This is a genomic window from Bifidobacterium favimelis (assembly GCF_037963085.1).
Lineage (GTDB): Bacteria > Actinomycetota > Actinomycetes > Actinomycetales > Bifidobacteriaceae > Bombiscardovia > Bombiscardovia favimelis.
In genome coordinates this window covers 685,503-707,857 of record NZ_JBANDZ010000001.1, presented here as the reverse complement: position 1 = coordinate 707,857, position 22,355 = coordinate 685,503, and the positions used below count along the sequence as shown (strand labels likewise).

At 60.8% G+C, this 22,355-nt stretch carries 23 protein-coding genes and 1 tRNA gene; 4 read left to right on the top strand and 20 right to left on the bottom strand.

Going from position 1 to position 22,355, the window contains the following annotated elements; genetic code table 11:
* Window positions 1–202: 202 nt before the first annotated feature.
* The 7 genes from nusB to V6584_RS02880 form a co-directional block, all read right to left on the bottom strand.
* Window positions 203–907 (bottom strand): transcription antitermination factor NusB, encoded by a 705-nt coding sequence (gene nusB, locus V6584_RS02910; RefSeq protein WP_340468930.1) that lies wholly within the window; start codon window positions 905–907, stop codon window positions 203–205.
* 13 nt (window positions 908–920) lie between these two features.
* Window positions 921–1,484: an elongation factor P gene (efp, locus tag V6584_RS02905; RefSeq protein WP_340468929.1), complete on the bottom strand. Its 564-nt coding sequence runs from the start codon at window positions 1,482–1,484 to the stop codon at window positions 921–923.
* Window positions 1,485–1,883: 399 nt separating this feature from the next.
* Window positions 1,884–3,083 (bottom strand): elongation factor Tu, encoded by a 1,200-nt coding sequence (tuf, locus tag V6584_RS02900; RefSeq protein ID WP_340468928.1) that lies wholly within the window; start codon window positions 3,081–3,083, stop codon window positions 1,884–1,886.
* A gap of 192 nt (window positions 3,084–3,275) precedes the next feature.
* A complete protein-coding gene (fusA, locus tag V6584_RS02895; RefSeq protein WP_340468927.1) occupies window positions 3,276–5,402 on the bottom strand; it encodes an elongation factor G in 2,127 nt (708 codons plus the stop codon).
* A 27-nt stretch (window positions 5,403–5,429) separates the two neighbouring features.
* The gene (gene rpsG, locus V6584_RS02890; RefSeq protein ID WP_340468926.1) at window positions 5,430–5,900 is read right to left on the bottom strand and encodes a 30S ribosomal protein S7; all 471 of its coding nucleotides are present in this window, start codon (window positions 5,898–5,900) and stop codon (window positions 5,430–5,432) included.
* Window positions 5,901–5,903: 3 nt separating this feature from the next.
* Window positions 5,904–6,275 carry a 30S ribosomal protein S12 gene (gene rpsL, locus V6584_RS02885; protein WP_015022141.1) on the bottom strand — a complete coding sequence of 124 codons (372 nt, stop codon included), beginning with the start codon at window positions 6,273–6,275 and terminating at the stop codon, window positions 5,904–5,906.
* 272 nt (window positions 6,276–6,547) lie between these two features.
* Entirely contained in the window at window positions 6,548–6,928 is a 381-nt protein-coding gene (locus V6584_RS02880; RefSeq protein WP_340468923.1) for a DUF488 domain-containing protein, read from the bottom strand.
* A 189-nt stretch (window positions 6,929–7,117) separates the two neighbouring features.
* Between V6584_RS02880 and V6584_RS02875 the strand changes: the two genes are divergently transcribed.
* The 4 genes from V6584_RS02875 (at window position 7,118) to V6584_RS02860 (ending at window position 9,695) form a co-directional block, all read left to right on the top strand.
* Window positions 7,118–8,131, top strand: a complete 1,014-nt coding sequence (locus V6584_RS02875; protein ID WP_340468922.1) for a YwiC-like family protein — start codon at window positions 7,118–7,120, stop codon at window positions 8,129–8,131.
* A 132-nt stretch (window positions 8,132–8,263) separates the two neighbouring features.
* Window positions 8,264–8,785, top strand: a complete 522-nt coding sequence (locus V6584_RS02870) for a DNA-deoxyinosine glycosylase (RefSeq protein WP_404802584.1) — start codon at window positions 8,264–8,266, stop codon at window positions 8,783–8,785.
* Between the two features lie 175 nt (window positions 8,786–8,960).
* Window positions 8,961–9,036, top strand: a tRNA-His gene (locus tag V6584_RS02865).
* 341 nt (window positions 9,037–9,377) lie between these two features.
* Window positions 9,378–9,695 (top strand): TM2 domain-containing protein, encoded by a 318-nt coding sequence (locus V6584_RS02860; protein ID WP_340468921.1) that lies wholly within the window; start codon window positions 9,378–9,380, stop codon window positions 9,693–9,695.
* A gap of 1,012 nt (window positions 9,696–10,707) precedes the next feature.
* Here the strand turns inward: V6584_RS02860 and V6584_RS02855 are convergent.
* The 13 genes from V6584_RS02855 to V6584_RS02795 all read right to left on the bottom strand — a co-directional run bounded on the left by V6584_RS02855 (window position 10,708) and on the right by V6584_RS02795 (window position 22,288).
* Window positions 10,708–11,781, bottom strand: coding sequence for an acyltransferase family protein (locus V6584_RS02855; protein WP_340468920.1), 1,074 nt, complete (start codon window positions 11,779–11,781; stop codon window positions 10,708–10,710).
* A gap of 424 nt (window positions 11,782–12,205) precedes the next feature.
* The gene (locus V6584_RS02850) at window positions 12,206–12,442 is read right to left on the bottom strand and encodes a hypothetical protein (protein WP_340468919.1); all 237 of its coding nucleotides are present in this window, start codon (window positions 12,440–12,442) and stop codon (window positions 12,206–12,208) included.
* 16 nt (window positions 12,443–12,458) lie between these two features.
* On the bottom strand, window positions 12,459–13,247 hold the full coding sequence (locus tag V6584_RS02845; RefSeq protein ID WP_340468918.1) for an endolysin-like domain-containing protein: 789 nt from the start codon (window positions 13,245–13,247) through the stop codon (window positions 12,459–12,461).
* A 2-nt stretch (window positions 13,248–13,249) separates the two neighbouring features.
* A complete protein-coding gene (locus tag V6584_RS02840) occupies window positions 13,250–13,375 on the bottom strand; it encodes a hypothetical protein (protein ID WP_340468917.1) in 126 nt (41 codons plus the stop codon).
* An 86-nt stretch (window positions 13,376–13,461) separates the two neighbouring features.
* Window positions 13,462–13,596 (bottom strand): hypothetical protein, encoded by a 135-nt coding sequence (locus tag V6584_RS02835; protein ID WP_340468916.1) that lies wholly within the window; start codon window positions 13,594–13,596, stop codon window positions 13,462–13,464.
* Window positions 13,593–13,961 (bottom strand): hypothetical protein, encoded by a 369-nt coding sequence (locus V6584_RS02830; protein ID WP_340468915.1) that lies wholly within the window; start codon window positions 13,959–13,961, stop codon window positions 13,593–13,595. Before V6584_RS02830 ends, V6584_RS02835 begins: the two co-directional genes overlap by 4 nt.
* A gap of 12 nt (window positions 13,962–13,973) precedes the next feature.
* Window positions 13,974–14,636, bottom strand: coding sequence for a hypothetical protein (locus V6584_RS02825; protein WP_340468914.1), 663 nt, complete (start codon window positions 14,634–14,636; stop codon window positions 13,974–13,976).
* Complete coding sequence (locus tag V6584_RS02820) at window positions 14,636–15,466, bottom strand: hypothetical protein (RefSeq protein WP_340468913.1); 831 nt, start codon at window positions 15,464–15,466, stop codon at window positions 14,636–14,638. Before V6584_RS02820 ends, V6584_RS02825 begins: the two co-directional genes overlap by 1 nt.
* A 236-nt stretch (window positions 15,467–15,702) precedes the next feature.
* Window positions 15,703–17,814 carry a phage tail protein gene (locus V6584_RS02815; RefSeq protein WP_340468911.1) on the bottom strand — a complete coding sequence of 704 codons (2,112 nt, stop codon included), beginning with the start codon at window positions 17,812–17,814 and terminating at the stop codon, window positions 15,703–15,705.
* Between the two features lie 9 nt (window positions 17,815–17,823).
* Complete coding sequence (locus V6584_RS02810) at window positions 17,824–18,603, bottom strand: phage distal tail protein (RefSeq protein WP_340468910.1); 780 nt, start codon at window positions 18,601–18,603, stop codon at window positions 17,824–17,826.
* Between the two features lie 5 nt (window positions 18,604–18,608).
* Complete coding sequence (locus V6584_RS02805) at window positions 18,609–21,467, bottom strand: phage tail protein (protein WP_340468909.1); 2,859 nt, start codon at window positions 21,465–21,467, stop codon at window positions 18,609–18,611.
* 54 nt (window positions 21,468–21,521) lie between these two features.
* Entirely contained in the window at window positions 21,522–21,851 is a 330-nt protein-coding gene (locus V6584_RS02800) for a hypothetical protein (RefSeq protein WP_340468908.1), read from the bottom strand.
* 50 nt (window positions 21,852–21,901) lie between these two features.
* Window positions 21,902–22,288, bottom strand: coding sequence for a hypothetical protein (locus V6584_RS02795; protein WP_340468907.1), 387 nt, complete (start codon window positions 22,286–22,288; stop codon window positions 21,902–21,904).
* Between the last annotated feature and the right edge of the window lie 67 nt (window positions 22,289–22,355).

Below are 22,355 nucleotides of genomic sequence, written 5' to 3'. Positions count from 1 at the left end.
TCACACCCTTGGATTTGAATCCGGCGGGCGGGTTCCTGCCTGCAAGCACAGGCCCGGAACCGCCCCGACCCATCAGGCGAACGGGTCGGGGCAGGATGGAAGACCACGTAGGGGAAACGGGAGGCGGGGGCAGTACAATCACCGGAATGTGCCCCCGCCGGGGGCCTGCAAGAAAGAGGGCAGTGAAACGCCCCCCCCCCTCTCACTCGGACCCTGCCGGGTCCCCCTCCCCGTGTGCAAGGGACCCTCCTACCGAGAGCTGACCCAGGGAGGGAAGGCTGAGGTCATCGAGAGACCGGCCGTCCCCGTCCGCATCGTCCGATGCCTCCCCGTCGTCCTGCGGCTGCCCGGCCTGGGACTCCTGGTCCGAAGGCGCTTCGGTCGCCTCGGCTGCTTCGGGCAGACCTGCTTCGGACTCGGCCTTTTCGGCCTCGGCCTGCGCCAGGGCGGCAATCCGTTCGGCCTCTTCGCGACGGGCCTGGGCGTGCTCGTCGTGGTCGGCCCTTTCCTCTTCTTCCTTCCTGACGGCGCTCAGGAGGCCGTGTATGAAAGAGGGCGAGTCTGAATCGCTGAGGGTCTTGGCCAGGCTGAGGGCCTCGTCGATTGCTACCTTTCCTGGGACCTCGGGGTTGTAAAGGATCTCCCAGGTGGCTATACGCAGGATGTTGCGGTCGATTACGTGCATCCTGCGCAGGGGCCAGCGGGTGGAGTGCCGATCCAGAATCTCGTCGATCTGACGACGGTGCTCCGCGACCCCCCGCACTATCTCTATGGCATAGTCCGGCAGGGGGGTCTGGGCCCCCGGATTGGCGATGCGCTCATCCAGGAGGGTCAGGAAATCCTGACCCTTCTCATCCGCCTCATATAGGGTGTTCAGCGCCCTTTTGCGGGCTGTGGAACGTGCCATGTACCGCTTGGCCTCAGTTCTCGCGGCCCAGATAGGAACCGTCGCGGGTGTCCACCTTGACCTTTTCGCCCTCCCCCACGAAGAGGGGGACCTGGATCTCCGCCCCGGTTTCGACCGTGGCGGGCTTGGTGCCTGCGTTGGAACGATTGCCCTGCACACCGGGCTCGGTGTGGGTCACCGTCAGGATGACTGAGGCGGGCAGTTCGACCGACAGGGGGGTGCCGTCATGGAAGCTGATGACACAGTCCGTTCCCTCGAGGAGGTAGTTTTCCTGGTCGCCGATCAACTCGGCGGGGATGTTGACCTGCTCGTATGTGTTCATGTCCATGAAGACGAAGTTGTCGCCGTCCCGGTAGGAGTACTGCATGGAACGGTTGTCCACGGTCTCGAATTCCATCTTCATGCCGGCGTTGAAGGTCCTGTCCACGATCTTCCCGCTCAGGACGTCCTTGATGGTGGTCCGCACGAAGGCCGGACCCTTGCCCGGCTTGACATGCTGGAACTTGATGACCGTCCAGAGCTTGCCATCCAGGTTGAGGACCGAACCGTTCTTGATGTCGTTCGATGTCTGTGCCACGTTCAAACCACCTATCTGCATATCTTCCGCCGGAGGGTCCTGCGGCCTTTCGCCGCCTGGCAGATTCACTGATGACCACGCTCCGGTCGGGGCCGGCCGACGGCCGGTCTTCTCGTATTGAATCCTTGCTTATTATGCCACGGCGCATAAACACGCCGCCCCCTCTCCCTCTCAGGGGATAAACGGGGACCATCCTGGCAGGGGCAGGCAAGAACGCCCCCGGGGCTCTCCTGGCTCCGGGTCCGAAAAAAGGCCGGCCCGGCTGGAAACCAACCGGACCGGCCCTTCTGACGGTCTCATCGTGCCTGCGGACGGTCCTCGGGACCTCACCGACAGGCAGTCACACGGCCCCGCCGACCGAATCCATCTGAGGATCCTGGCCGGTCAGGCAGCCTGAGACTACTCGATGATCTTGGTGACACGGCCTGAACCGACCGTGTGGCCACCTTCACGCACTGCGAAGGTCAGGCCCTCCTCCATGGCGACGGGCTGAATCAGCTCGACACCGAAGGTGGCGTGATCGCCGGGCTGGACCATCTCGACGCCCTCGGGCAGGGTGATGACGCCGGTCACGTCGGTGGTGCGGAAGTAGAACTGCGGACGGTAGTTCGAGAAGAACGGCGAGTGGCGGCCACCCTCGTCCTTGGTGAGGACGTAGACCTCGCCCTCGAACTTGTGGTGAGGGGTCACGGTGCCGGGGGCGGCCACGACCTGGCCACGCTCGACGTCCTCACGGCCGATGCCGCGCAGGAGCAGACCCGTGTTGTCTCCGGCCTCGGCCTCGTCCATCTGCTTGTGGAAGGTCTCGATGGAGGTGACCGTGGTGGTCTGGGTGTCACGGATGCCGACGATCTCGACAGGGGTGTTCACAGGCAGCTTGCCACGCTCGACACGGCCGGTGACCACGGTGCCACGTCCGGAGATCGTGAAGACATCCTCGATGGGCATCAGGAAGGGCTTGTCAAGGTCATGGACAGGGGTGGGGATGTAGTCGTCGACGGCATCCATCAGATCCTTGATGGTCTGGACCCACTTGTCGTGATCGGGCGCATCGTCATGCAGGGCGCCGTAGGCGGAGGTGCGGATGACGGGGCAGTCACGGTCGAAGCCGTTCTCGTCCAGAAGGTCGCGGACCTCCTCCTCGACCAGCTCGATCAGCTCTTCGTCGTCGACCATGTCGCACTTGTTCAGGGCGACCAGGATCTTCGGCACGCCGACCTGGCGGGCCAGCAGGACGTGCTCACGGGTCTGCGCCATGGGGCCGTCGGTGGCGGCGACAACGAGGATGGCGCCATCCATCTGGGCGGCACCGGTGATCATGTTCTTCACGAAGTCGGCGTGGCCCGGGCAGTCGACGTGCGCGTAGTGGCGCTTGGCCGTCTGGTACTCGATGTGGGCGATGTTGATGGTGATGCCGCGTTCCTTCTCTTCGGGTGCGGCGTCAATCTGGTTGAAATCGTACTCAGGGTTCACATCGGGGTACTCCTCGTGGAGCACCTTGGAGATGGCGGCCGTCAGGGTCGTCTTGCCGTGGTCCACGTGGCCGATGGTGCCGATGTTAACGTGCGGCTTGGTCCGCTCGTACTTTTCCTTTGCCATGTACTTGTCCTCCTGGACGTTTCGTAGTTTGCCCGTGCGAACCACGCACAGGACACTGGCTACATATTACTGGGTAATTGGGTTCTTTGCCAGTTATGCCCTCCGCCCAGTCAGCGCTACAAAAGTGTAGCGCTGACTTGCGACAGGCGGTCACCGGCGTTGCGGCCCGTCACAGGGACGGATCGACCTGGTTCACTCGCCCCTCTGGGCCTTGATGATCTCATCGCTGATGGCCTTGGGGACCTCGGCATAAGAGTCCATCTGCATGGTGAACATGGCACGGCCTTGGGTCTTGGACCTCAGGTCACCGATGTAACCGAACATCTCGGACAGGGGGACCTTGGCATCGATGACCTTGACGCCGGTGGCATCGGTCATGGACTGGATGGATCCACGACGGGAGTTGATGTCGCCCATCACGTCGCCCATGTACTCCTCCGGTGTGCGCACCTCGACGGCCATGATCGGCTCGAGAATGACCGGCTTGGCCTTGGGGGCGGCGGTCTTGAAGCACATCGAACCTGCGATCTTGAAGGCCATCTCCGAAGAGTCGACCTCGTGGATCTGTCCGTCGGTCAGGGTGGCCTTGACGCCAACGACGGGGAAGCCTGCCAGGATGCCGGACTCCATGGCCTCCTGCACACCTGCGTCGACCGAGGGGATGAACTCCTTGGTGATATGACCGCCCGTGACCTTGTTCTCGAAGAGGTAGGTCTCCCCCTCGGAGGTGTCAAGCGGTTCGAAGTTCATGAGGACCTTGGCGAACTGCCCGGAACCACCCGTCTGCTTCTTGTGGGTGTACTCCTGGTTCATCACGGCCTTGCGGATGGTCTCGCGGTAAGCCACCTGGGGCTTGCCCACGTTGCATTCGACGTGGAACTCGCGGCGCATGCGGTCCACCAGGATGTCCAGCTGGAGCTCGCCCATGCCGGAAATCAGCGTCTGGCCGGACTCCTCGTCGGTCTTGACCTGGAAGGTGGGGTCCTCCTCGGAGAGCTTCTGCAGGGCCACGCCCATCTTCTCCTGGTCGGCCTTGGTCTTGGGCTCCACGGCGACCTCGATGACGGGGTCGGGGAAGGTCATGGACTCGAGGACGATCGGGGCCTTCTCGTCGCACAGGGTATCGCCCGTGGTGACGTTCTTCAGACCCACGAAGGCGTAGATGTTGCCTGCGATGGCCTCGTCGACCGGGTTCTCCTTGTTGGAATGCATCTGGAAGAGCTTGCCGACGCGCTCCTTCTTGCCCTTGGTCGAGTCCAGGATGGAATCGCCCTGGGCCACCTTGCCGGAGTAGACACGCACATAGATGAGCTTGCCGTAGAAGGGGTGGGTGGCGACCTTGAAGGCCAGGGCGGAGAAGGGTTCGTCGATGGTGGGCTTGCGGTCCAGCTCGACCGACTCGTCACCGACCTGGTAGCCCCTGATGGCAGGCACGTCCTCCGGGCTGGGCAGGTAGTCCACGACGGCATCCAGCATGGGCTGAACGCCCTTGTCCTTGAAGGCCGACCCGCAGAAGACCGGGAAGGCGGATTGGTCGATCGTCATCTTGCGCACTGCGGCACGGATTTCAGGCTGGCTGATCTCCTCGCCACCCAGGTACTTCTCCAGCAACCCCTCGTCGGTCTCGGCCACGGCTTCGATCAACTCGGTGCGGTACTGCTCCGCCTTCTCCTTGAGGTCATCGGGGATGTCGATGGTCTCGTACTTGGCGCCCAGGTCGGCCTCGTCCTTCCAGTAGTAGGCGACCATACGCACCAGGTCGACCACGCCGTGGAAATCGTTCTCGGCGCCGATAGGCAGCTGCATGACCAGGGGCCTGACCCCCAGCTTCTCCTTGATGGTCTTCACCGAGTAATAGAAGTCGGCGCCCAGCTTGTCCATCTTGTTGATGAAGCAGATGCGGGGCACACCATACTTGTCGGCCTGACGCCAGACGGTCTCGGACTGGGGCTCCACGCCCTCCTTGCCATCGAAGACCGCAACGGCCCCATCGAGCACACGCAGGGAGCGCTCCACCTCGGCCGTGAAGTCCACGTGGCCGGGGGTGTCGATGATGTTGATCTGGAAGCGGTCCTCGGGGTCATGGGACTGACGGTTCCAGAAGGCCGTGATGGCGGCGGAGGTGATCGTGATGCCACGTTCCTTCTCCTGGTCCATCCAGTCCATCGTGGAGGCGCCGTCATGGGTCTCGCCGATCTTGTAATTGACGCCGGTGTAGTAGAGAATACGCTCGGTCGTCGTTGTCTTTCCGGCATCGATGTGGGCCATGATGCCGATGTTGCGGACCTTGGTGAGGTCCGTGAGCACGTCTTGTGCCATAATTTCCTTGTTCTCGCTCTCTTGTTATTACCAGCGATAATGAGCGAAGGCCTTGTTGGCCTCGGCCATCTTGTGGGTGTCCTCGCGGCGCTTGACGGAAGCTCCCAGCCCGTTGGAGGCATCGAGGATCTCGTTGGCCAGACGCTCCGACATGGTCTTTTCACGGCGGGCACGGCTGTAGTCGGTCAGCCAGCGCAGGGAGAGCGTGTTTGCGCGGTTGGGCTTGACCTCGACAGGCACCTGGTAGGTGGCGCCGCCGACACGGCGGCTGCGGACCTCAAGGCTGGGACGGATGTTGTCCAGGGCGCGCTTGAGCACGGCCACAGGCTCCTGATCCGTCTTCTCTTTGACCTGCTCCAAGGCCGTGTAGACGATGTTCTCGGCGATGGACTTCTTGCCGTCGAGCAGGATCTTGTTGATCAGCTGGGCCACCACGGTCGAACCATAAATGGGATCGGGCAGGAGCTGATGCTTCTTGGCTGGACCTTTACGTGACATGGTTTACTTGGCCTTCTTTGCTCCGTACAGGGAACGTCCCTGCTTGCGATCCTTGACTCCCTGGGTGTCGAGTGCACCGCGCACGATGTGGTAGCGCACGCCGGGCAGATCCTTGACACGGCCACCGCGGACGAGCACGATGGAGTGCTCCTGCAGGTTGTGGCCCTCACCGGGGATATATGCGCTGACCTCGATGCCCGAGCTCAGACGGACACGGGCCACCTTGCGCAGCGCCGAGTTCGGCTTCTTCGGGGTGGTGGTGTAGACACGGGTGCAGACGCCACGACGCAGCGGGCTGCCCTTCAATGCCAGAGTCTTCGACTTGCGAGGCTTGGCCTTACGTCCTTTGCGGACGAGCTGTTCAATTGTTGGCAACTGATTCTCTCCGATTCAGTAGGTTCATGACTCTTGAGGTACCTGTAGGTTCCTGTTTCAGTGAAGCCGCCACACCGCAGCCGCAGTCACCCGCATGAACGGGAGAAATCAGCCACTGTCCACCGGCCCGATGGCCCCTCGTCCTCCGGCGACACATTGCTGCGGGCCATCGACGGACTCAGGGATATCCCGGCGACCAGGCCTGTCACATAAGGCATGGTGCCGGCACACACGATTAATAGTGTAACACGCGGGCGGACAAGTGCCGACGGCTATGCTGCAGGCGTTTGTGCCTGGTCGGCAAGGGCCTGGACCAGATACTCCCGCAGGACGGCCGCATGGTTGATCGTCCTGTCTCGGGCGGCATAGACAAGAGTGGTCAGGTCGTGCTCCCTGACGATGGCCAAGAGGTCGTCCACTGCGGGGTTCTCCTCCAATTCGCAGCGGTAGCGGTTGGCAAAATCTGCGAACCGGGCCGGGTCATGGCCCCACCACTTACGAAGTTCCTGGCTGGGGGCCACATCCTTCAACCAGCATTCAAGGGCGGCCCTCTCCCTGGTCATCCCCCTAGGCCAGAGCCTGTCGACCAGGACCCTGATGCCGTCACCTGCCTCGGCCGGCTCATACACGCGTTTGATGGTCACATCACCCATGATCGGCGACCTCCCTCTGCCAGATGATACCTATTTACATGCATTCTCTTTGCATCGACCCGCCCTGCCGCCTGCCGGGATGTGAAGCATGCCCTCCAAATAATAGGGCTCTCAACGCACATATAAGCAGCGCGGGCAGCAATCATGAAAAAGCTTGTCCGGGCAGATCATCGGGCATAGGCTGAATCCATGAGCCAGAGCAGACATGCAGCGGACGGGAGCCGGGACCAGACCGGGGACCGCTTTAAAGCGGAGAAGGCGAGAGCGGGCCAGAAGACGAAGCCGGCCCCTGGAAGCAGGCTCTCGCGTCTGGCCCACCTCTGGGTCCCCAACCAACCCGGGGCCTGGGCCATGGCCCTCCTGCCGCCCCTGGCCGGAATGCTGATAGGCGGCCTCACCTGGCGCAACGTTCTCGTCTTCGTGACCTGGCTGCTCTGCTACTGCACGGAATTCACCGCCTCCCGCTGGTTGGTTTCCCACATGTCCGACCGTTTCCTGCCACCGGCGGCCACCTATGCCGGTCTGACCGCCGTCTCCGGCCTGGCCCTGCTTGTGAGCACACCCGGCCTCCTGCGCTGGGTGCCCCTCTACGCCCTCCTTGCGGCCCTGACCTTCTGGGCTGCTTGGACCAGGTCGGAACGCAGCCTGTGGAACAACCTGGTATCGGTAATCGCAGCCAGCACCCTCTGCCTCATCGAAGTATCGATGGGGGCCGCAGCACAGGGCCAGGCAGGTCACGCGGTCCGATCAGGGGGAAGGGGGCAGACCGCCGTCCTCATGACCTCCTACTTCGGCTGCTCCCCCGACCCTGCCGTCAACTGCTTTGCGGAAGGTTTCTTCCCCGCACGGGCGTTCCCCCTTATCGGCCTGGTGGCTGCGCTGATGTTCGCCTACACGGAGTTCGGCTCCGTCCTCTTCGTCAAGTCCATGATCCGCGAGCGCAGGAACCCATGGTGCTATGCCGCCTCGGTGGCCTGGAACCTGATCCTGTGCGCCGCAGCCGCATGGGTGCTCCCCCGAGTGGGATTCTGGCCCCTGGCCGCCGCCTTGATATCCCTGGCAAGGGCCGCAATCACCCCCCTGGTCGGAAAGAAAAGGAGAATCCCGATATTGCACGTGGGGATGATAGAAAGTTTCACCAGTCTTGTGGTCTTCTTCGTGACCGTGGGCACCGCCGCCCCCATCGCCGGGCTTTTCGGGTGAACCGGACAAAACCGGCAGGCCGGATCGCATCATATGGCGGCCGGCGGCCAAGTATCTCAATCTAATGCCCGGAAGAACCTGCTGACCGCTTCAGGCTGCGGGTACGATCGCCATGAGACTAACCTGGAAGTCATGATGCATGTCGAGCATGGATTCGGCCCGGTCTGGGACGGTTCGTCACAGGTGCTCATACTGGGAACCATGCCCAGCACGAAGTCACGTGAGGCGGGTTTCTACTACATGTTCCCCCGTAACCGGTTCTGGCCTGTCCTGGCAGCCCTCCTCCACACGCCTGTGCCCAGACCCGATCCCGCGACCCGCCGGCGGTACGCCCTGGACCACCGGATCGCCCTATGGGACGTCCTGGCCGAGTGTGACATCCAGGGGACAAGCGACTCCAGCATCGTCAATCCGGTTCCCAATGACATCGGTCTCATAATCCGTTCGGCTCCGATACGTCATGTGTTCACCACCGGTCGCAAGGCCGGTGAACTCTACAGGCGTCTCTGCCTCCCCCTCCTCGACCGGAGCGGGCTGACCGTCCCCATGACCTGTCTGCCATCCACCAGCACGGCCAACGCAGCCAAGCATCTTGATGACCTCATCCTGGACTACCGACCGATTGTGGATGCACTGAACCAACAGGGTCAATGATCACGGCAGGGCAGCAGAGTGTTCCCTCCCCCTCCTCCCCCTCCCACCGTTCCGGCACAATCACGGCCTTGTAAAGAGGAAATGGGCTTTTCCCTTATCGTCGGCGTGCCCCTCGGCAGGTTGGTGTATAGTTCCATCTGTTGCACGAAATCGCCTGACGAGTTCGTTTGACATGGTGGCTATAGCTCAGTCGGTAGAGCACCTGATTGTGGTTCAGGAGGTCGCGCGTTCGAACCGCGTTAGCCACCCCACCACAAACCCCTACTCCCCACAAGGAAGTCGGGGTCTTTTTATATCTATGGACATCCGAAGAATCGCGGAACGGCCTGCCATTACTCTAAAAAGAGAATCAAAATGGCTAACATTGTACTAGACACTGAGTTCTGGTCGACATACCACAAATATATAAAGACGTATCAAATGGCCAGCAGGTTAAAGAGGAGTAATAGTCATGAGCAATCCTTACCAGCCGCTACAAGAGGGGTCACCAGAGCAGGGGACAGCCAATCAGTCCCGGTCGTCGGCGCCGGATGCCGCTTACGGCCCGCAGAACCCATACTCACAAACTCCGGGAGCGCCACAGGACCCCGGCATGAACGGATATCAAAGCCCCGTCCAACCCTGGCAGAGGCAGGCACAATACGTGTACGGCCCGGGCATGTCCGACAAGTCCAAGGTCACGGCGGCCATTTACGCCTTCTTCCTTGGTGAGTTCGGCATCCACAACTTTTACCTGGGCAAGACCGGACGAGGGGTCGCCCAGCTGCTGATCACCATATTCCTTGCAATCGTCGTGGTAGGCCCCATCATCTCATGGGTATGGGCCATCGTCGAAGGTGCGCAGATTCTCGGATCCCACCCGGGCTCCCCCTACCACCAAGACGGCCGAGGATTGGAACTCCAGGACTGAACACCCTGACGGCAGGGGCTGTCGACCCTATGAGCCGCTATGCCGTCACGACGTACTGGCTCATCCCAAACCTGATAGAACCGAAATCCTGCCGAATTCATAGGTGGGCCATGTGAGTACCTGCCGCACTTCCAGCTTGAAGTTGAGCATGCCACGGGCTGATGCGACCTGGTCAAAACGCCGATGTATTAGTGCGCCGGTCTCAGTATGAGCGACAAGGTGGAATAACTGTTTGCCTGTCGGTTTGACAGTTGCCGTAGTTATGATCGGAATCGGTGCGATGGTGGTTCTTGCGACAGGGACGGACTAAGGCGATGACCTTTTTACGTAGGCAGGGGTCAGCATAAAGGGCCTGAGCACACCTACATGCAGACGCTGGGGACCCCGTTCTGGAACTCACCCACTGAATTCATGCGGACAAAACCCGGATGGTATTACGGCAACCACATAAAACGCAGCATCCGACGCGAGATAAACAGAATGCTCGTCACCCTGTGAAATACCGCTGACACCATCCACACGGAAAGACCTTCGCCCAACCTCGACTGGGGGCTTCACGCGACACCTCAAATCACCTGCAGCCGTCAACGACTTCCGGACTTCCCTGTCCCCATGCAACTGATTCAAGCTACCGTAAACTTCGCAGCCAATACCGGCCGTCCTTTCGGTTGAAACCGGTCACAAAAGACAGGGAAGAAAGAGAGCCGGGCAACCGAGGATAAGTGGCCACCCTGCTGATTTACCATAAATATGCGTGAGGGGCTTGCCACTTGCAGACATGAAGAGCAAACAATGCCCCCTCCAAACCTGACCCTGGGAAACTCCGCTGGGGACCAACAAAGGAATCCACAACAATCTGACCGGTGCTGCACAGCAGTGTGCACCCTCCCCACATCCGATTATTCGTAAGCAGGAAGGAATCCATCCATCCTCATGCTGGTTGCAGGCAAGGCAGAAATCAGAGATTATAGCCATAAGGCCTTTCTGATCGCTTACTCGTCCCTTCCTCTTCTTAGTTATTGGATACTGTCTTCTTGACGGGGTTTGTCGATCCGATGGCCCACCAGCAATAACGGTGAATCAGCGGCTTGAGAGCAGCACACAGCAGACAGGCCAGACAAAGGACAATCATCCCCGCCAGCAGCTGGGACCAAACATTAGAACGGACAAATGACACAGGTACGATCCGGAAGAAGACCCCTTTAGAGACGGCGAGGGAGAGACCGTTCAATCCATAAAAAATCAAAGTGTCACGACCGATATACTGAAGAAGACTGTTGGATTGTATGAGACCCTTCGCCAAGAACACAATCATCAACGAGCCACTTACAGCTGCGAACAGCTTGACAACATAAACCTTGATCGGGTTGTGCGAGGGACTTAGCGCAATGCAAGCGCTTACCGCAAACACTGCCATTGAAATGATCAAGAACACCGAGCTGGCCATCCTGCTCTCCTTTTCCAAAGTACCTGACAGAAGCCAGCCCAGCCCGGTAAAGGCTACAGCTTCGAATACTCCCCAAAGTTGGAAGGGCAACTCAACATGGGAAACCGGCACGAACGGCCATGCCAAAAGACATAGCAGGCAAAAGGCTCCTTGCACTGCTTTCGGAAATTTTGCGAGTAACCACAGAACGAGGTCACCCCAGAACAACGCCCAAAAGAACCAAAGACCGATTGAATTTCCCAGGACTATATTGAGCAGTTCAGAGCGCCAAGATCCCATTGCCTCGCCGTGGAATGAAGCGAATATGGCAGGAGCCACAACCTTCAAGACAATTTTCATCAGGGCGTACAACGAGAAAAAATAATATGGAACGATAAGTCGACGTAAGCGACTACCCGCAAATTGCCTGAATCCCTTGGATGGGTGAAATGTGATTCCTGAGAGCACAAAGAAGAGGGGCATGTGGAAAAGATAAACGACGCTTCGGCTGGTCATCAAATCCGGGAACCATGGATTATCACCACTGCCAGGCAGATGCCCATAAAATACCAGCAGCATGGCTATGCCTTTAGCAACATCAATCCAAGCAATCCGACCATGCTGTACCGAGCCCCCGGTCCGTGCGGGATCTTGTACCATCGCAATCCTTACTCCCAGTGTTCCACTCGCTCAATCAATATACCCATGGCCTTATCCCAGCTAATTAAATCTGACAATTCGTTTGTCAAACGCATCAACGATGACTGTCATCAAAATATGGGACCCGACGCAGCCCGAGAGCGATGAAATGACAAGACATATTTCGAGAGCCAGGTGGCGGGCAGTCGCGATGCGCTCAAGGGAGCTTGGCATCCAACCCGATGGAGAATCATTTCCGTCTCTTCTCCTGGTTCAATGAAGCAACAATTCCAGTGATACCAGCTCAGAGGGTCTCCTAATGAGAGGAGATTCGGCTTACATCCGTTTCCATTTCATCCATGCCTTGCCACATGACCTATCACGGACGCATGCAGGCTTTCGCCGCAATCTTCGAGGGCGAAAGCCGACATGCAGTATATTCCGTTTATTTGCCTGCGAGTCTGATGGGGTTGTAGGTGACGCCGAAGCCGGCGGCGATCAGGGAGGCGGCGGTGGCGATGAACCCTCCGATCTCGGGCTGGCCGAAGGTCATGCAGCCCAGGGCCGCCACGCCCGCGGCCAGGCATATGACGTAGATGGCGGTGCGCACCGCGTCGGGGAAGACCGGCGTGTAACCAGGCTGGTCCGAGGCATGCTCGGGCATGGGATCGCTGTCTGTCATGGTGTCATCCATCCTTTCAGAAGGTTCCTTGGTTGAGCCGGGCCTGGAGGGCCCTGACGGTCGCGGGCCCGAAACTGCCGTCCTGCACCACCCCCAGATGCGCCTGGATCGCGCGGATGGTGGCCGGGCCCAGCAGCCCGTCCCGGGCCAGGCCCAGCCTGGCCTGCACGGCGCGGATGAGCTGGCTGCCATACCCTCCATACGTGCAGGAGGCCAGGCTTGGCCTGGCGTAGGTGCGCCCGTCCGGCTCCACCTGCCCGGAGACCACCCCGTCGGCCTGTGTGCCCATGACCTGCTGCCAGCGTCTGACCGTGGCGGGGCCGCAGGAGCCGTCCACCTCGATCTGCGGGACGGCAGGCTTGGGTGGTACTGGTGCCGACCCGTAGCGCAGGTAGCAGTCCCAGGGATAGCTGTAGTAACCGCGCACGTTGGTTTCGTGTCCGGTCTGGTCGCCGCCGGTCCCGTTGATGGTGCCGTGCTCGCTGGCGGAGGCCTGGGCCAGCAGGCCGCCACCCAGGAAGACGGCCACATGACATCGGTCGTTCAACAGGATGTCGCCGGCTTGTGGCCTGCCGTCGGCGGGCAGGCGACGCCACCCCCTGGCCGTCAGGTTGGAGCTCAGGTTGCCGGTGTAGGTGGCGGACCCGGTGTCGAAGCCGGCCTCGCGCAGGCAGTGGATCACCAGGCTGGAGCAGTCGCAGTTGCCGCCCGGCCTGATGTCCCACCGGTCGGCCTGGCTGTACCCCAGGCTCGTGCCGGTGCACCAGTAACGCATCCTGTTGATGAGGACGTTGACGTTGCCCATGGTCAATCCCCCTCCCCGTCGAGGCCGGCCACGACTGCGGCGGCCCGCGCTTCGGCGATGACCGGTATGGTCTCCGGCGGCAGGCTGCCGCCCTGCGGCTGCACCACCGGCTCATTCGTCTGGTCCATCACGGACCTCCAATCCGCCCCCTCCCGGGGGCATGAAAAAAGCCACCCCGTCCGGAGTGGCCATGATCGATATGTGTGTTTGTGTGTCAGGCCGTGATGAGGAGCACGCCCAGGGCCAAGAGGGCCAGCGGCTTGAGCAGCCAGCCGATGAAAGCCAGCACACCCAGGCAGACAGACACGGCCATGAGGACGGCCGGGAGGGCCATGAGCAGGTGTTTCATTGCCCCGCTCCCCCGACCTCGTCCCGACATGCGTCAAGGCTCATGATCCGCTCATGCATCCAGGTGCCCGTCCCGTTGCCCCCCAGCTCGTGATAGGCGCGGTAGACCCGCTCGGCCTCATCCTGGATGCTAACGCCGATCGGCTTCTTGCGCACCACATGCCTGGTGTAGATGTCCAGCAACTCCGCACGCAGGAGGGTGCGCAGCCCGGTCTGCATGGCCCTGTCACGCGCCTCCTGCGCCTCATCCCGGGCTTTCTCCGCCTCATGCAGGCGGGTCAGACCCCTGGACAACCAACCCACCAGGCCGCTCAACACGACCGGAACAATCCAGCCTAAAACCTCCAATGAAGCATCCACACTCATTCCAGGACACACCTAGGCTTTGGCATGGTAAGCGAAAGAAGCCAAGGTCACTCGCGTTCCGGCCTCAATGGCGGTGCCCCTGGTTCTAATGCGCACCTGCCCATCATTGGACACCAGCACAGCCCCGATTAGAGTGAAACCGCTACTCAGGAGCAGGCCTGTCTCAGTCTCGAAGGGGCGGAAGGTATCCGGCAAAGTGCCAACCAGAGACCCGTCGTTGGAGACCGGCACGTCCACCGGCAGCGGGGACCAGAAAGACCTCACAGACACTGTACCCATGTCCTTTGAAAAACCGAAGGGGTTTACGACGTACGAGAGCGAGGTGCAACGCCAGCCCACTTGCACACGGCCGACCCCGCTGTCATACCAGCTGCCTTGATAGTTGCCGTCACGATCGACGACCTGTACCGTACAAGGCTTGGATGGAACCGGGTCGTCCTTATCTATCACCGTGTACACGGGAGTGGATGCGAAGAGGGATGCCAGTTCGGTGTCTATCTGGTTGAGGGCCGCGGCCGTAATGGGCGTCCCTCCCGCCTCCCCGTCCTTCCAAGTCCGAGACTCGTGACGCCATGGGCTGGTGCCGGTCGTCTCCTCCTGCGTGGAAGGGGTCATGGCAGCCGGTGCCTGATCCATCTTCGGACCCAATTCACTGCCCTTATTCGTGTTAATCATTACTTTTCCTCCTTGTTGATTTCCGTCAGGTCCAGCTTGAAGCCGGTCCATTGGTCTTGTCCATGGTCGTCCTGGCCCTCATAGCGTCTGATGGCGCTGATCTTGTGACATCCATCGGCCAGTCGCCCCGGTCTTTCGGGGTAGGTGGCAGGCCCTGGCCAAATGGTCCCACCCGGGTACAGAGGTTTGCGCTTCAGTTGAGACTCCACCAGCCACACATGCCCCGGCTTCGCCGCAAGCGGCGGCTCTGGGCCGAGGCTGATTCCCTGGCCGGCCTTTAAAGCCAGGCTGGCAGCAGTTTCGGCTGTCTTGGCCGCTTCCTGCGCCTTACCGGCCGCCAATAAAGCCTGTCCCGCCGCCTGGCCGGCGGCAACGGTCCCGGCGTGCATCGCATCGATTCCGCTATGGAGTTCTTTGAGCGCGTCCTCACCCTCCTCACTTTCCAGATTGAGGACGGAGGGTTCGACGAGGGCGTTGAAGGTACGGGTGCAGACAATGGAACCATCGCTGTCGGTGAGTTCCACGCCCAAGGCGCAGGTTCCCCCCGCCAGGGCGGCCCTGGGTACGGTCGCTTCGAAGGTCGCCGTCTCCTGACCGGGAACGGCGGTCATGGTCACGTAGCCACCCGCCTTTTTGCGTGACCCCGGGAAGGCATTGAACAAGAGGCGGGCCGTCAACCCACCTTCATTCACGTTTTGCCTGTCATCGGTGATGACCGCGCGTATAATCCGCCCGTTCACATCACCGGCATTCAGCCGGATGTCAGGCTGCCAATCCTGGACGGTGTCGATGTTCACTTCTATGGTGCGTGCTTCAGTCAATTTCGCCATGAGACTCCTTTAATTCATTCTTGTTATGTTTCTGATCGTCAGGACCACCCGGCAGCGTCCTGGGCGCACACATTTACCAACTTCTTCACGCAACCTTTGGGTCAACCAGGGGTGGTGGCTGCAGCATTCCGCATCCCGCCCCCCCCCCGGATTGTGCGTGCCCTACTTCACCTTCGCGCAGGAGGTGAGGCTTCTTCCACCTGTTTCGGCTTGATCTTCACGATCATCCGTTCGCGTCATCCGGCAGAAGCGTCGGTGATGATGCCGTTGACCACATTGATTGTGCCCGACCTCCACCGCAACCCACCGTTTTCCGCGTCTTCGACTTTGCTGATGAGAGGGATTTCACCTGTGAATCCGTAAGTGCCCGCTTGCCCGGGTTCAGTCCCCACCGCCAGGTGAGAAGCGTTGAGTTGAATCACTCCTTCGGTCTCCAGGTTGATGGAGGTGTCCTGGCTCAGGCTCAGATGGGTGCTGCCCGGTTTGGAGTAATCACCTTCCTTGGTTGGTGGTTGGATCCAGAGATACGGGGTGCCATACCTGCCGGCGGACAGAAAAGGCCGGTTGAAGGTGCTCAGACCGACCCCGTCGGCTTCACCCCCAGGGTCGGCACTGTCGTGCACCGCCTCAAGATCCAGGTAGTTCTGTCCCCCCTCGCTCATGCTGGCACCGGGATTGCCTTGGCCCGTCTTTCCCGTGGTCAGGTAGAGGTCCGGACTGGAACCGACCCTTTGAGCCCGCACATGGGCCACACCGTCGACTACCTCCATGCCGCCGATCAGCTGACCGTGTTGGGTTATGCTCAGACCAGAAGCCGCATTGATGGACACTCTTGTTCCTGCGGGTCCGTCAATGTCGATGCTCCCCTGCCTGAAATCGAGCCGACCTGTGTCCAGATCCCACTTGTTGCCGCCACCCCTGATGGTGCCGGCGGAGATGGAATCGGCATAGATGCCGTGCCCGTCGGCCAGGGGCCGCCAGTCCCAGTCTCCGTTTGCCTTCTTCCTGTCGGCCGTCCGCCAATGCCCCTCGCCGACCTGTATGACCTGCTCAGGGTTGTTCTCCCTCGGCCGGTCATATACATACAGGCCTTCACCGGGCACCAGGTAGATGTAGCCGCCCGCCTCGTTCATGATCTGATTGACCCGTGAGATGATGTCGTCTATATATGCATGGCTTGTCGACGCTGCCTCGTCCCACGCGCCGGCACTTCTGATAAGCCGGTCGACCGACTGCTCCTGAGCCGCCAGTCTGCGGGTATAAGACCGAGAGATGTTCCCCAGGGTCAGACGGGTGTCACCCGCAGGGCCGAGCAGTTCCTCCTCGATTTTCAGCACCCTTCCCGATAGACGCAACGGACGGGGGAATGTTGTGTCTATGATCTGCACCCCATCCCCGAGGTCCAAACCGTCCACGCTCATCCCGGCATTGCCCAGGTTTGCGACCGTCGCCTCATAGCTGACCTTCGGCCTGGATCGCACCTCAAGTTCCCGCCTGGTCAATGTGAGCAGCTCATTCGGGTCGTCGCAGTCAGGGAAGTCCACACTTCCCTCGGCATGGATGAGTTCCCCCTCCGGTCCTGGCAACCCCCAGTCCGCTAGGGCGTCATCGTCCTGGACGTAAGGACGACCGTCATTGATGTCTGCGAAGCTGATCTTGCGGGAATGGCCCCCTTCATCCCCCTCCTCGCCGGCAGACTGATCCACGCCCTTGCCCCACCCGTACAGGCGTGTGACCACATCTGAGGAATCGACCCTGCGTTTGATCTCGGTCAGATCCCGTCCATATTCAAAGCGGCGGGCACCACCTGGATTCCCCCTCCCTTCCAGGAGGTTGATGGTGCGCGTGGCGACCACATTCGACCCAGGGTCCAGGCCTATGGAGGTCTCCACCTCCAGGCCGAATGCGTCGCAGATCTTGTCTATCGCGTCCAGAACCGAACAGTGATAGAAGGAGAGATCGGACCGGCCTGTCAAGGTGCCGGTCTGCACCTCACCAACCCTCCACCTTGTACCCTCCAGGGCCTGGCCCAGGCAGTCGGCCGGGGTGGCGTTGCGATTGGATTTGTCGACTATGAAGGTTCGTGACAACTCAGCCATGCTGTTCGTGCAGTAGGCCGTCGTCATAGGAATCCCGGAAGACCGGTCCGTGTCGGCCGAGGTGCACAGGTACTCGGTCCACCTTCCCATCCCGTCCCTGAAGACGATTCGCTGGTCCTTTTCCACCTCGCCCACAGTCACCAGGTCCAATGTGTCAGTGCCATCGGTGCCCCTGGTCCGGGTCGCCTGCACCACGGCCGGCAGATCGCCCACATCCTTGCCGTACCTGTCCATCAGTATGAAACGCATATAGCCTCCTCAGATGATCGTTCTCGGCCTGTATGCCATGGACCCGGCGCAACCCCACAAGGCGATCCGTGTCAGTCCCGGACTCAGAGGGAAGAAATCAGAATCCAGGGTGACCGGGTGACGCACACCGCCCATGGTGACCTTCCGCCCCACGGGATCGGTGACGATCACGGCCTGTCCTGAAGAGGCCAGGTCACCTGTATTCACGGTGATGACGGATCCCCCCGATGCCACGGTCATGGACCGGCAACCCGGCTCGGCCTTCAGCGTCCATATAGGCCAGGCCGGCCGGTTGCCGTCCACGCGGATGGACTGTGAGCCACGGTTCAATTGCACTGTGTGCACACGGCCCAGCAGGCAGGGGGAAGCGGAGACGGTCACATCGACGGTGGCCGCGCATAGGCCCCGTGCAGACCACAGATCGTCCCACTGGCCTACAGACAGGCGTCCTCGGTAGACACCCGGAAGCATCCTCCAACCGACGGTGACGATCGTGCCATGCAATGCACCGAGTCGGGTCTTAGCGACCATGATGTCATCTTCATCCCCGCAGGTGTACAGGTGCAGGGTGATATCCCTGTTGTCCGTGTAAGCGGCACCCTCCGGCCCGGTCAGGGAGGTGTCAACGACCCCGTCTCTGCCCGGAATGGCTTGGGTCTCGAGTTCTAACTCACTCTGTCCGATTTCAATTCCGGAATCCGTCAATGCCAACATCATCCTGTCCAGAGGGACCCCGTTGATAGCGGGGGTCCCTGTTTCCGACAGTTCCATACGCTGCCCACCAAGCATGATTCTCACCTCCCCAGAGCGGTCAGCCGCTCCAACTCGTAATTCATGGGCTTCGCCAACTTGCCCGCCATGACCCGACCTCCGGCAGCGTTGAGATGTAGGGTCACCCCACTGTTCAAGGCCGCGGAAACCGCGTCATATATGTCCTGTCTGCTTGCATGCCCCACGAGGTCCGTATCGGATCGGATTTCATCCGTCAGATGGCCGGAAGCGCCCCATGAAGGAAGCTTCATGCCCGCATAAGCCCTGACGAAGTCCAATGAAGGCGTCAAGGCTGAAAGGCCATCCATGCTGTCTTGCACGTCCGCGGCGCTTTTATCGATCCCCTGGGCCATTCCTCGACCGATCATGACACCGACTTGGTCACGGAACACCCTGGAGGGCGAGTGGATGCCAAGGACGCCCTTGACCTTGTCCAGAGCACCCTTGGCAACATTCTTGGCGGTTTCCCAAAGCCTGGAAGCAAGCTGTCTGATGCCGTTTGCGATTCCATCGATGATGTTCCCGCCTACCTCCCCCCAATTGACCTGGCTGAAACCGCTGCGGATCCCGTCGACGATCCTGGGCAGGGCCGCCAGGAGCTGCGGTATGGCCTGCACCAGTCCGGATGCCAGAGAGACGATGATCGCCACGCCGGCCGTGATGATCTGCGGAAGGTTGCGCGAAAGCGCGTTGACCAGGCCCGCAATGATGATCGGAATCTGTGCGACGAGCTGGGGAAGCGCGTTGATCAGGCCGCTGATCAGGGCCAAAAGCACCGAGATGCCAGCCTGGATGATCTGTGGGAGGTTGGTGGTCAGTGCTCCGATGAAAGCGTTGATGATGACCGGCAGCTGGGCCACAAGGACGGGCACCGTCTGGACGATGCCGTTGATCAGCCCCATCAGGAGCTGGGCTCCCCCAGTCAGGAGGGTGGGCAGCATGGAGACGATTCCCGTCAGGAGCGCATTGATCAGAAGCGGGAGCTGAGCGACAAGGAGCGGCAAGGCCGTGACCAGGCCCTGTATCAGTCCGTTCAGCAGCTGCATGCCTGCCGTCATCAGGAGGGGGAGCTGCATGACCAGGGCCGTGAGGAGGGAGGTGATCATGGTGATGACAGCCGGTATCAGTTGCGGGAGGGCGGATATCAACCCCATGATCAACCCGTTCAGCAGCTGCAACCCTGCCGTCATAATCAGGGGGAGCTGGGTCACCAGAGCCGAAATCAACGCCGTAATCATGGTGACGGCTGCAGGAACGAACTGGGGAAGGGCGACCAGCAGACCGTTCAACATGGTGGTGATGATGGTCCCCGCCCCCTCGACGAGGAGGGGAAGGGCGGTGGTCAATCCACTGATCAGGCTCATGAGAATCTGCATGCCTGAAGCCATGAACTGCGGGAGGGCGGTCATGAACTGGCCGATGAATCCGGTGATGAATGCAGGCACCTTGGCCGACAGGTTGGCCACCGTGGCCGTCAGCTGCCCTCCCATGGACTGGTCTACCAGGCCAAGACCGGTCACGAGGGCCGCGGCTATGCCGGCGAAACCGAAGAACTTGACGAAGTTGCCAGGGGAGAAGAAGGTTCCGAAAACAGACCCCACCTTGTCCAGGCCGGACCTGATTGGTCCGGAGACCATCTGCCCCAGACCGCCGAAGACATCGCCCAGACCGGAGAGGCCATTCTTCACCGTGGACCCGACCTTCGAAAGGGCCTGCCCGACCCGACTGCCGCCGATCTTCTGCATGGCCGAATCGAACCCGCCCCCCATCTTCGACCCTAAGGAAGATATGGCCGCGCCCGCCGATCCGGTCAGCTTGCTCAGACCGTTGCTGATGGATGAACCGAGACCGGCGATTTTGCCGCCGATGCCCGTGGCGGCGAACTTACCGCCCAGGGTTGCAAGGGGTGCCGTCAGCTTCTCGATGCCCTTGCCCACCTGGACCGAGCCGCCGGCGAAGGGGTCGCCGTCGATGGCCATGGCCTCGCGGATGTCTTTGTTGAAAAAGCCCTTGAACCTTCCCAGGCCGCTCATCGCCCCTTCGACCTTCGCTGGAAGGGCTTTGAAACCATCGACTACATGGCCGCCGAATGTGTCACAGTAAGCGCCGGCCTTGCCGATGCCGCTGAAGGCGTTTTCCACGACCTTCACGGTCAGCTTGGCATCATCCAAGATGCCGCTCCAGTCCAACCGGGGAAGGGGTCCACCGAAGCCCTTCTGGATGGAATCCTTCATCGACTGGAACCCGCTTTTGCATTTATCCGCCAACTGCTGTATCTGCCCGCCGGCACTGCCCAGTTGCTTTCCCATCACTTCCAGGGCGGAGATCCCTCCTTCGATCGGCTGGCTCAACGCCCCGCCCTGCGCTTGGAAGCCCGAGACCACTGCACCGAAGGCAGAACCCATGGCGATAAGACCGCCACCAGCCCTCTGGGCACCGCCGACCGTGGCCATGAGCACCTGGGCCATCCGGTCTCCGGCGGCGGCCGTGACCAGGGACAGCTCTGCCGAAGCACTTGCTGCCTGATCAAGACCCATACCAGTGTTCTTCACGGCAGTGAAGGCATCTCCTATGGCCTGAGACGCTTGGCCGGCACCGGCTCCCAGCTGGGCAAGCTTGGCCTGGGCAGCATCTATGGCCAGGGCCCGTTCGAAACCCCCTTCGCCACTCAGATCCGACAGGCCGCGGGAGAAGGACCGGAGGACATCCCCTCCCGCCTTCGCTATGATTGCGAAAACCTGAGTGAACCGTTTCGACAGGCCGGCGGTACCCTCCTTTCCGGCCTTGTCGATGGAACCGGCCAATTCCTTTTCTATCTTGTCGCCGACACCCTGCATCGAGGGTTCGACCTGGACATACACGGCACCTGAATTCTGCGCCATCGGTCCTCCCATGTTTCTTGCTCGTCCTTGACCCGATGGCGGTCGGGCTTGTGTTCAGTCGTCTATGTGGAACCGCTTTTTCAGCCTGCTCCTGCGTTCCAACCGTTCCCTGCGCTGCGAAGAGGTCTCCAGGTTGGGCTCTCTGAGGAAATCGTTCCTGGGATCGGCCCAGGGCCTGTACCCCTTGCGTTTGAGCCTTCCTTCCAGCTCCATCATGTCCCAGAGGGCTATCTCCGCGCCCGTGGGGACATAGGACCACCCCGCCAGACTGGCGAAACTGTTGCTTGTGTGGTCCTTGAGGATCTCACGGGTCAGCATCCAGGCCCGGCCAAGACTCATGGAGGCCCTGGGCTTTGAGCCGGGAGGGGCATCCAGCCAGGCCATGAAGGTGACCGGCCTGAACAGGCAGTGGTAGCGGGTCAGCCAATCTGCCTCTAATGCTCCCGGGTATCTGGCCTGGAGGATGAGGAGGCAAACGATTTTGGGTCCAGCCCGCTCTCTTCGGCCCAGGCCTTGACGATGCCGGCCAGCCAGCCCAGGGCATTGCCGGTGGACCGCAGTCTGTTCCAGAGGTTGGGTTGCATCTGTTCGAAGTAGGCCAGGCATGTTGCCAAGGCCTGGTACTGCTCCTCCTGGCTGAGCACCACCCGGCTCTTGATGATGAGTATGGTCTGCACCAACTCGATGGGGAGGTCGGCGCTGTTGAGATTTGGCAGGTCGAACTTCAATCCCAACGCTTCAAGATGAACATCGGGGTAATCTTCGGCCTTTTCGTCGATTTCCGGCTCCACCTGTGCGTACTGGTTGGCCTTGTCGTTCATATGACGGTCTCCTTCGTTTTCTGCCGGCGGTCTGTATGGATGCGTTGTTCGATGATTGGGATCCCAC

What these genes read in the sequence shown, in the direction of transcription:
- V6584_RS02860 (WP_340468921.1), top strand. Translation starts at nt 9,378, where the DNA reads ATGAACGGATATCAAAGCCCCGTCCAACCCTGGCAGAGGCAGGCACAA.
- nusB (WP_340468930.1), bottom strand. Translation starts at nt 907, where the DNA reads ATGGCACGTTCCACAGCCCGCAAAAGGGCGCTGAACACCCTATATGAG.
- V6584_RS02870 (WP_404802584.1), top strand. Translation starts at nt 8,264, where the DNA reads ATGATGCATGTCGAGCATGGATTCGGCCCGGTCTGGGACGGTTCGTCA.
- V6584_RS02875 (WP_340468922.1), top strand. Translation starts at nt 7,118, where the DNA reads ATGAGCCAGAGCAGACATGCAGCGGACGGGAGCCGGGACCAGACCGGG.
- V6584_RS02825 (WP_340468914.1), bottom strand. Translation starts at nt 14,636, where the DNA reads ATGATTAACACGAATAAGGGCAGTGAATTGGGTCCGAAGATGGATCAG.
- rpsG (WP_340468926.1), bottom strand. Translation starts at nt 5,900, where the DNA reads ATGTCACGTAAAGGTCCAGCCAAGAAGCATCAGCTCCTGCCCGATCCC.
- V6584_RS02820 (WP_340468913.1), bottom strand. Translation starts at nt 15,466, where the DNA reads ATGGCGAAATTGACTGAAGCACGCACCATAGAAGTGAACATCGACACC.
- fusA (WP_340468927.1), bottom strand. Translation starts at nt 5,402, where the DNA reads ATGGCACAAGACGTGCTCACGGACCTCACCAAGGTCCGCAACATCGGC.
- V6584_RS02810 (WP_340468910.1), bottom strand. Translation starts at nt 18,603, where the DNA reads ATGCTTGGTGGGCAGCGTATGGAACTGTCGGAAACAGGGACCCCCGCT.
- V6584_RS02795 (WP_340468907.1), bottom strand. Translation starts at nt 22,288, where the DNA reads ATGAACGACAAGGCCAACCAGTACGCACAGGTGGAGCCGGAAATCGAC.
- V6584_RS02805 (WP_340468909.1), bottom strand. Translation starts at nt 21,467, where the DNA reads ATGGCGCAGAATTCAGGTGCCGTGTATGTCCAGGTCGAACCCTCGATG.
- V6584_RS02835 (WP_340468916.1), bottom strand. Translation starts at nt 13,596, where the DNA reads ATGAAACACCTGCTCATGGCCCTCCCGGCCGTCCTCATGGCCGTGTCT.
- V6584_RS02880 (WP_340468923.1), bottom strand. Translation starts at nt 6,928, where the DNA reads ATGGGTGATGTGACCATCAAACGCGTGTATGAGCCGGCCGAGGCAGGT.
- V6584_RS02845 (WP_340468918.1), bottom strand. Translation starts at nt 13,247, where the DNA reads ATGGGCAACGTCAACGTCCTCATCAACAGGATGCGTTACTGGTGCACC.
- V6584_RS02815 (WP_340468911.1), bottom strand. Translation starts at nt 17,814, where the DNA reads ATGCGTTTCATACTGATGGACAGGTACGGCAAGGATGTGGGCGATCTG.
- tuf (WP_340468928.1), bottom strand. Translation starts at nt 3,083, where the DNA reads ATGGCAAAGGAAAAGTACGAGCGGACCAAGCCGCACGTTAACATCGGC.
- V6584_RS02855 (WP_340468920.1), bottom strand. Translation starts at nt 11,781, where the DNA reads ATGGTACAAGATCCCGCACGGACCGGGGGCTCGGTACAGCATGGTCGG.
- V6584_RS02850 (WP_340468919.1), bottom strand. Translation starts at nt 12,442, where the DNA reads ATGACAGACAGCGATCCCATGCCCGAGCATGCCTCGGACCAGCCTGGT.
- V6584_RS02830 (WP_340468915.1), bottom strand. Translation starts at nt 13,961, where the DNA reads ATGAGTGTGGATGCTTCATTGGAGGTTTTAGGCTGGATTGTTCCGGTC.
- V6584_RS02800 (WP_340468908.1), bottom strand. Translation starts at nt 21,851, where the DNA reads ATGGCCTGGCTGGATGCCCCTCCCGGCTCAAAGCCCAGGGCCTCCATG.
- V6584_RS02840 (WP_340468917.1), bottom strand. Translation starts at nt 13,375, where the DNA reads ATGGACCAGACGAATGAGCCGGTGGTGCAGCCGCAGGGCGGCAGCCTG.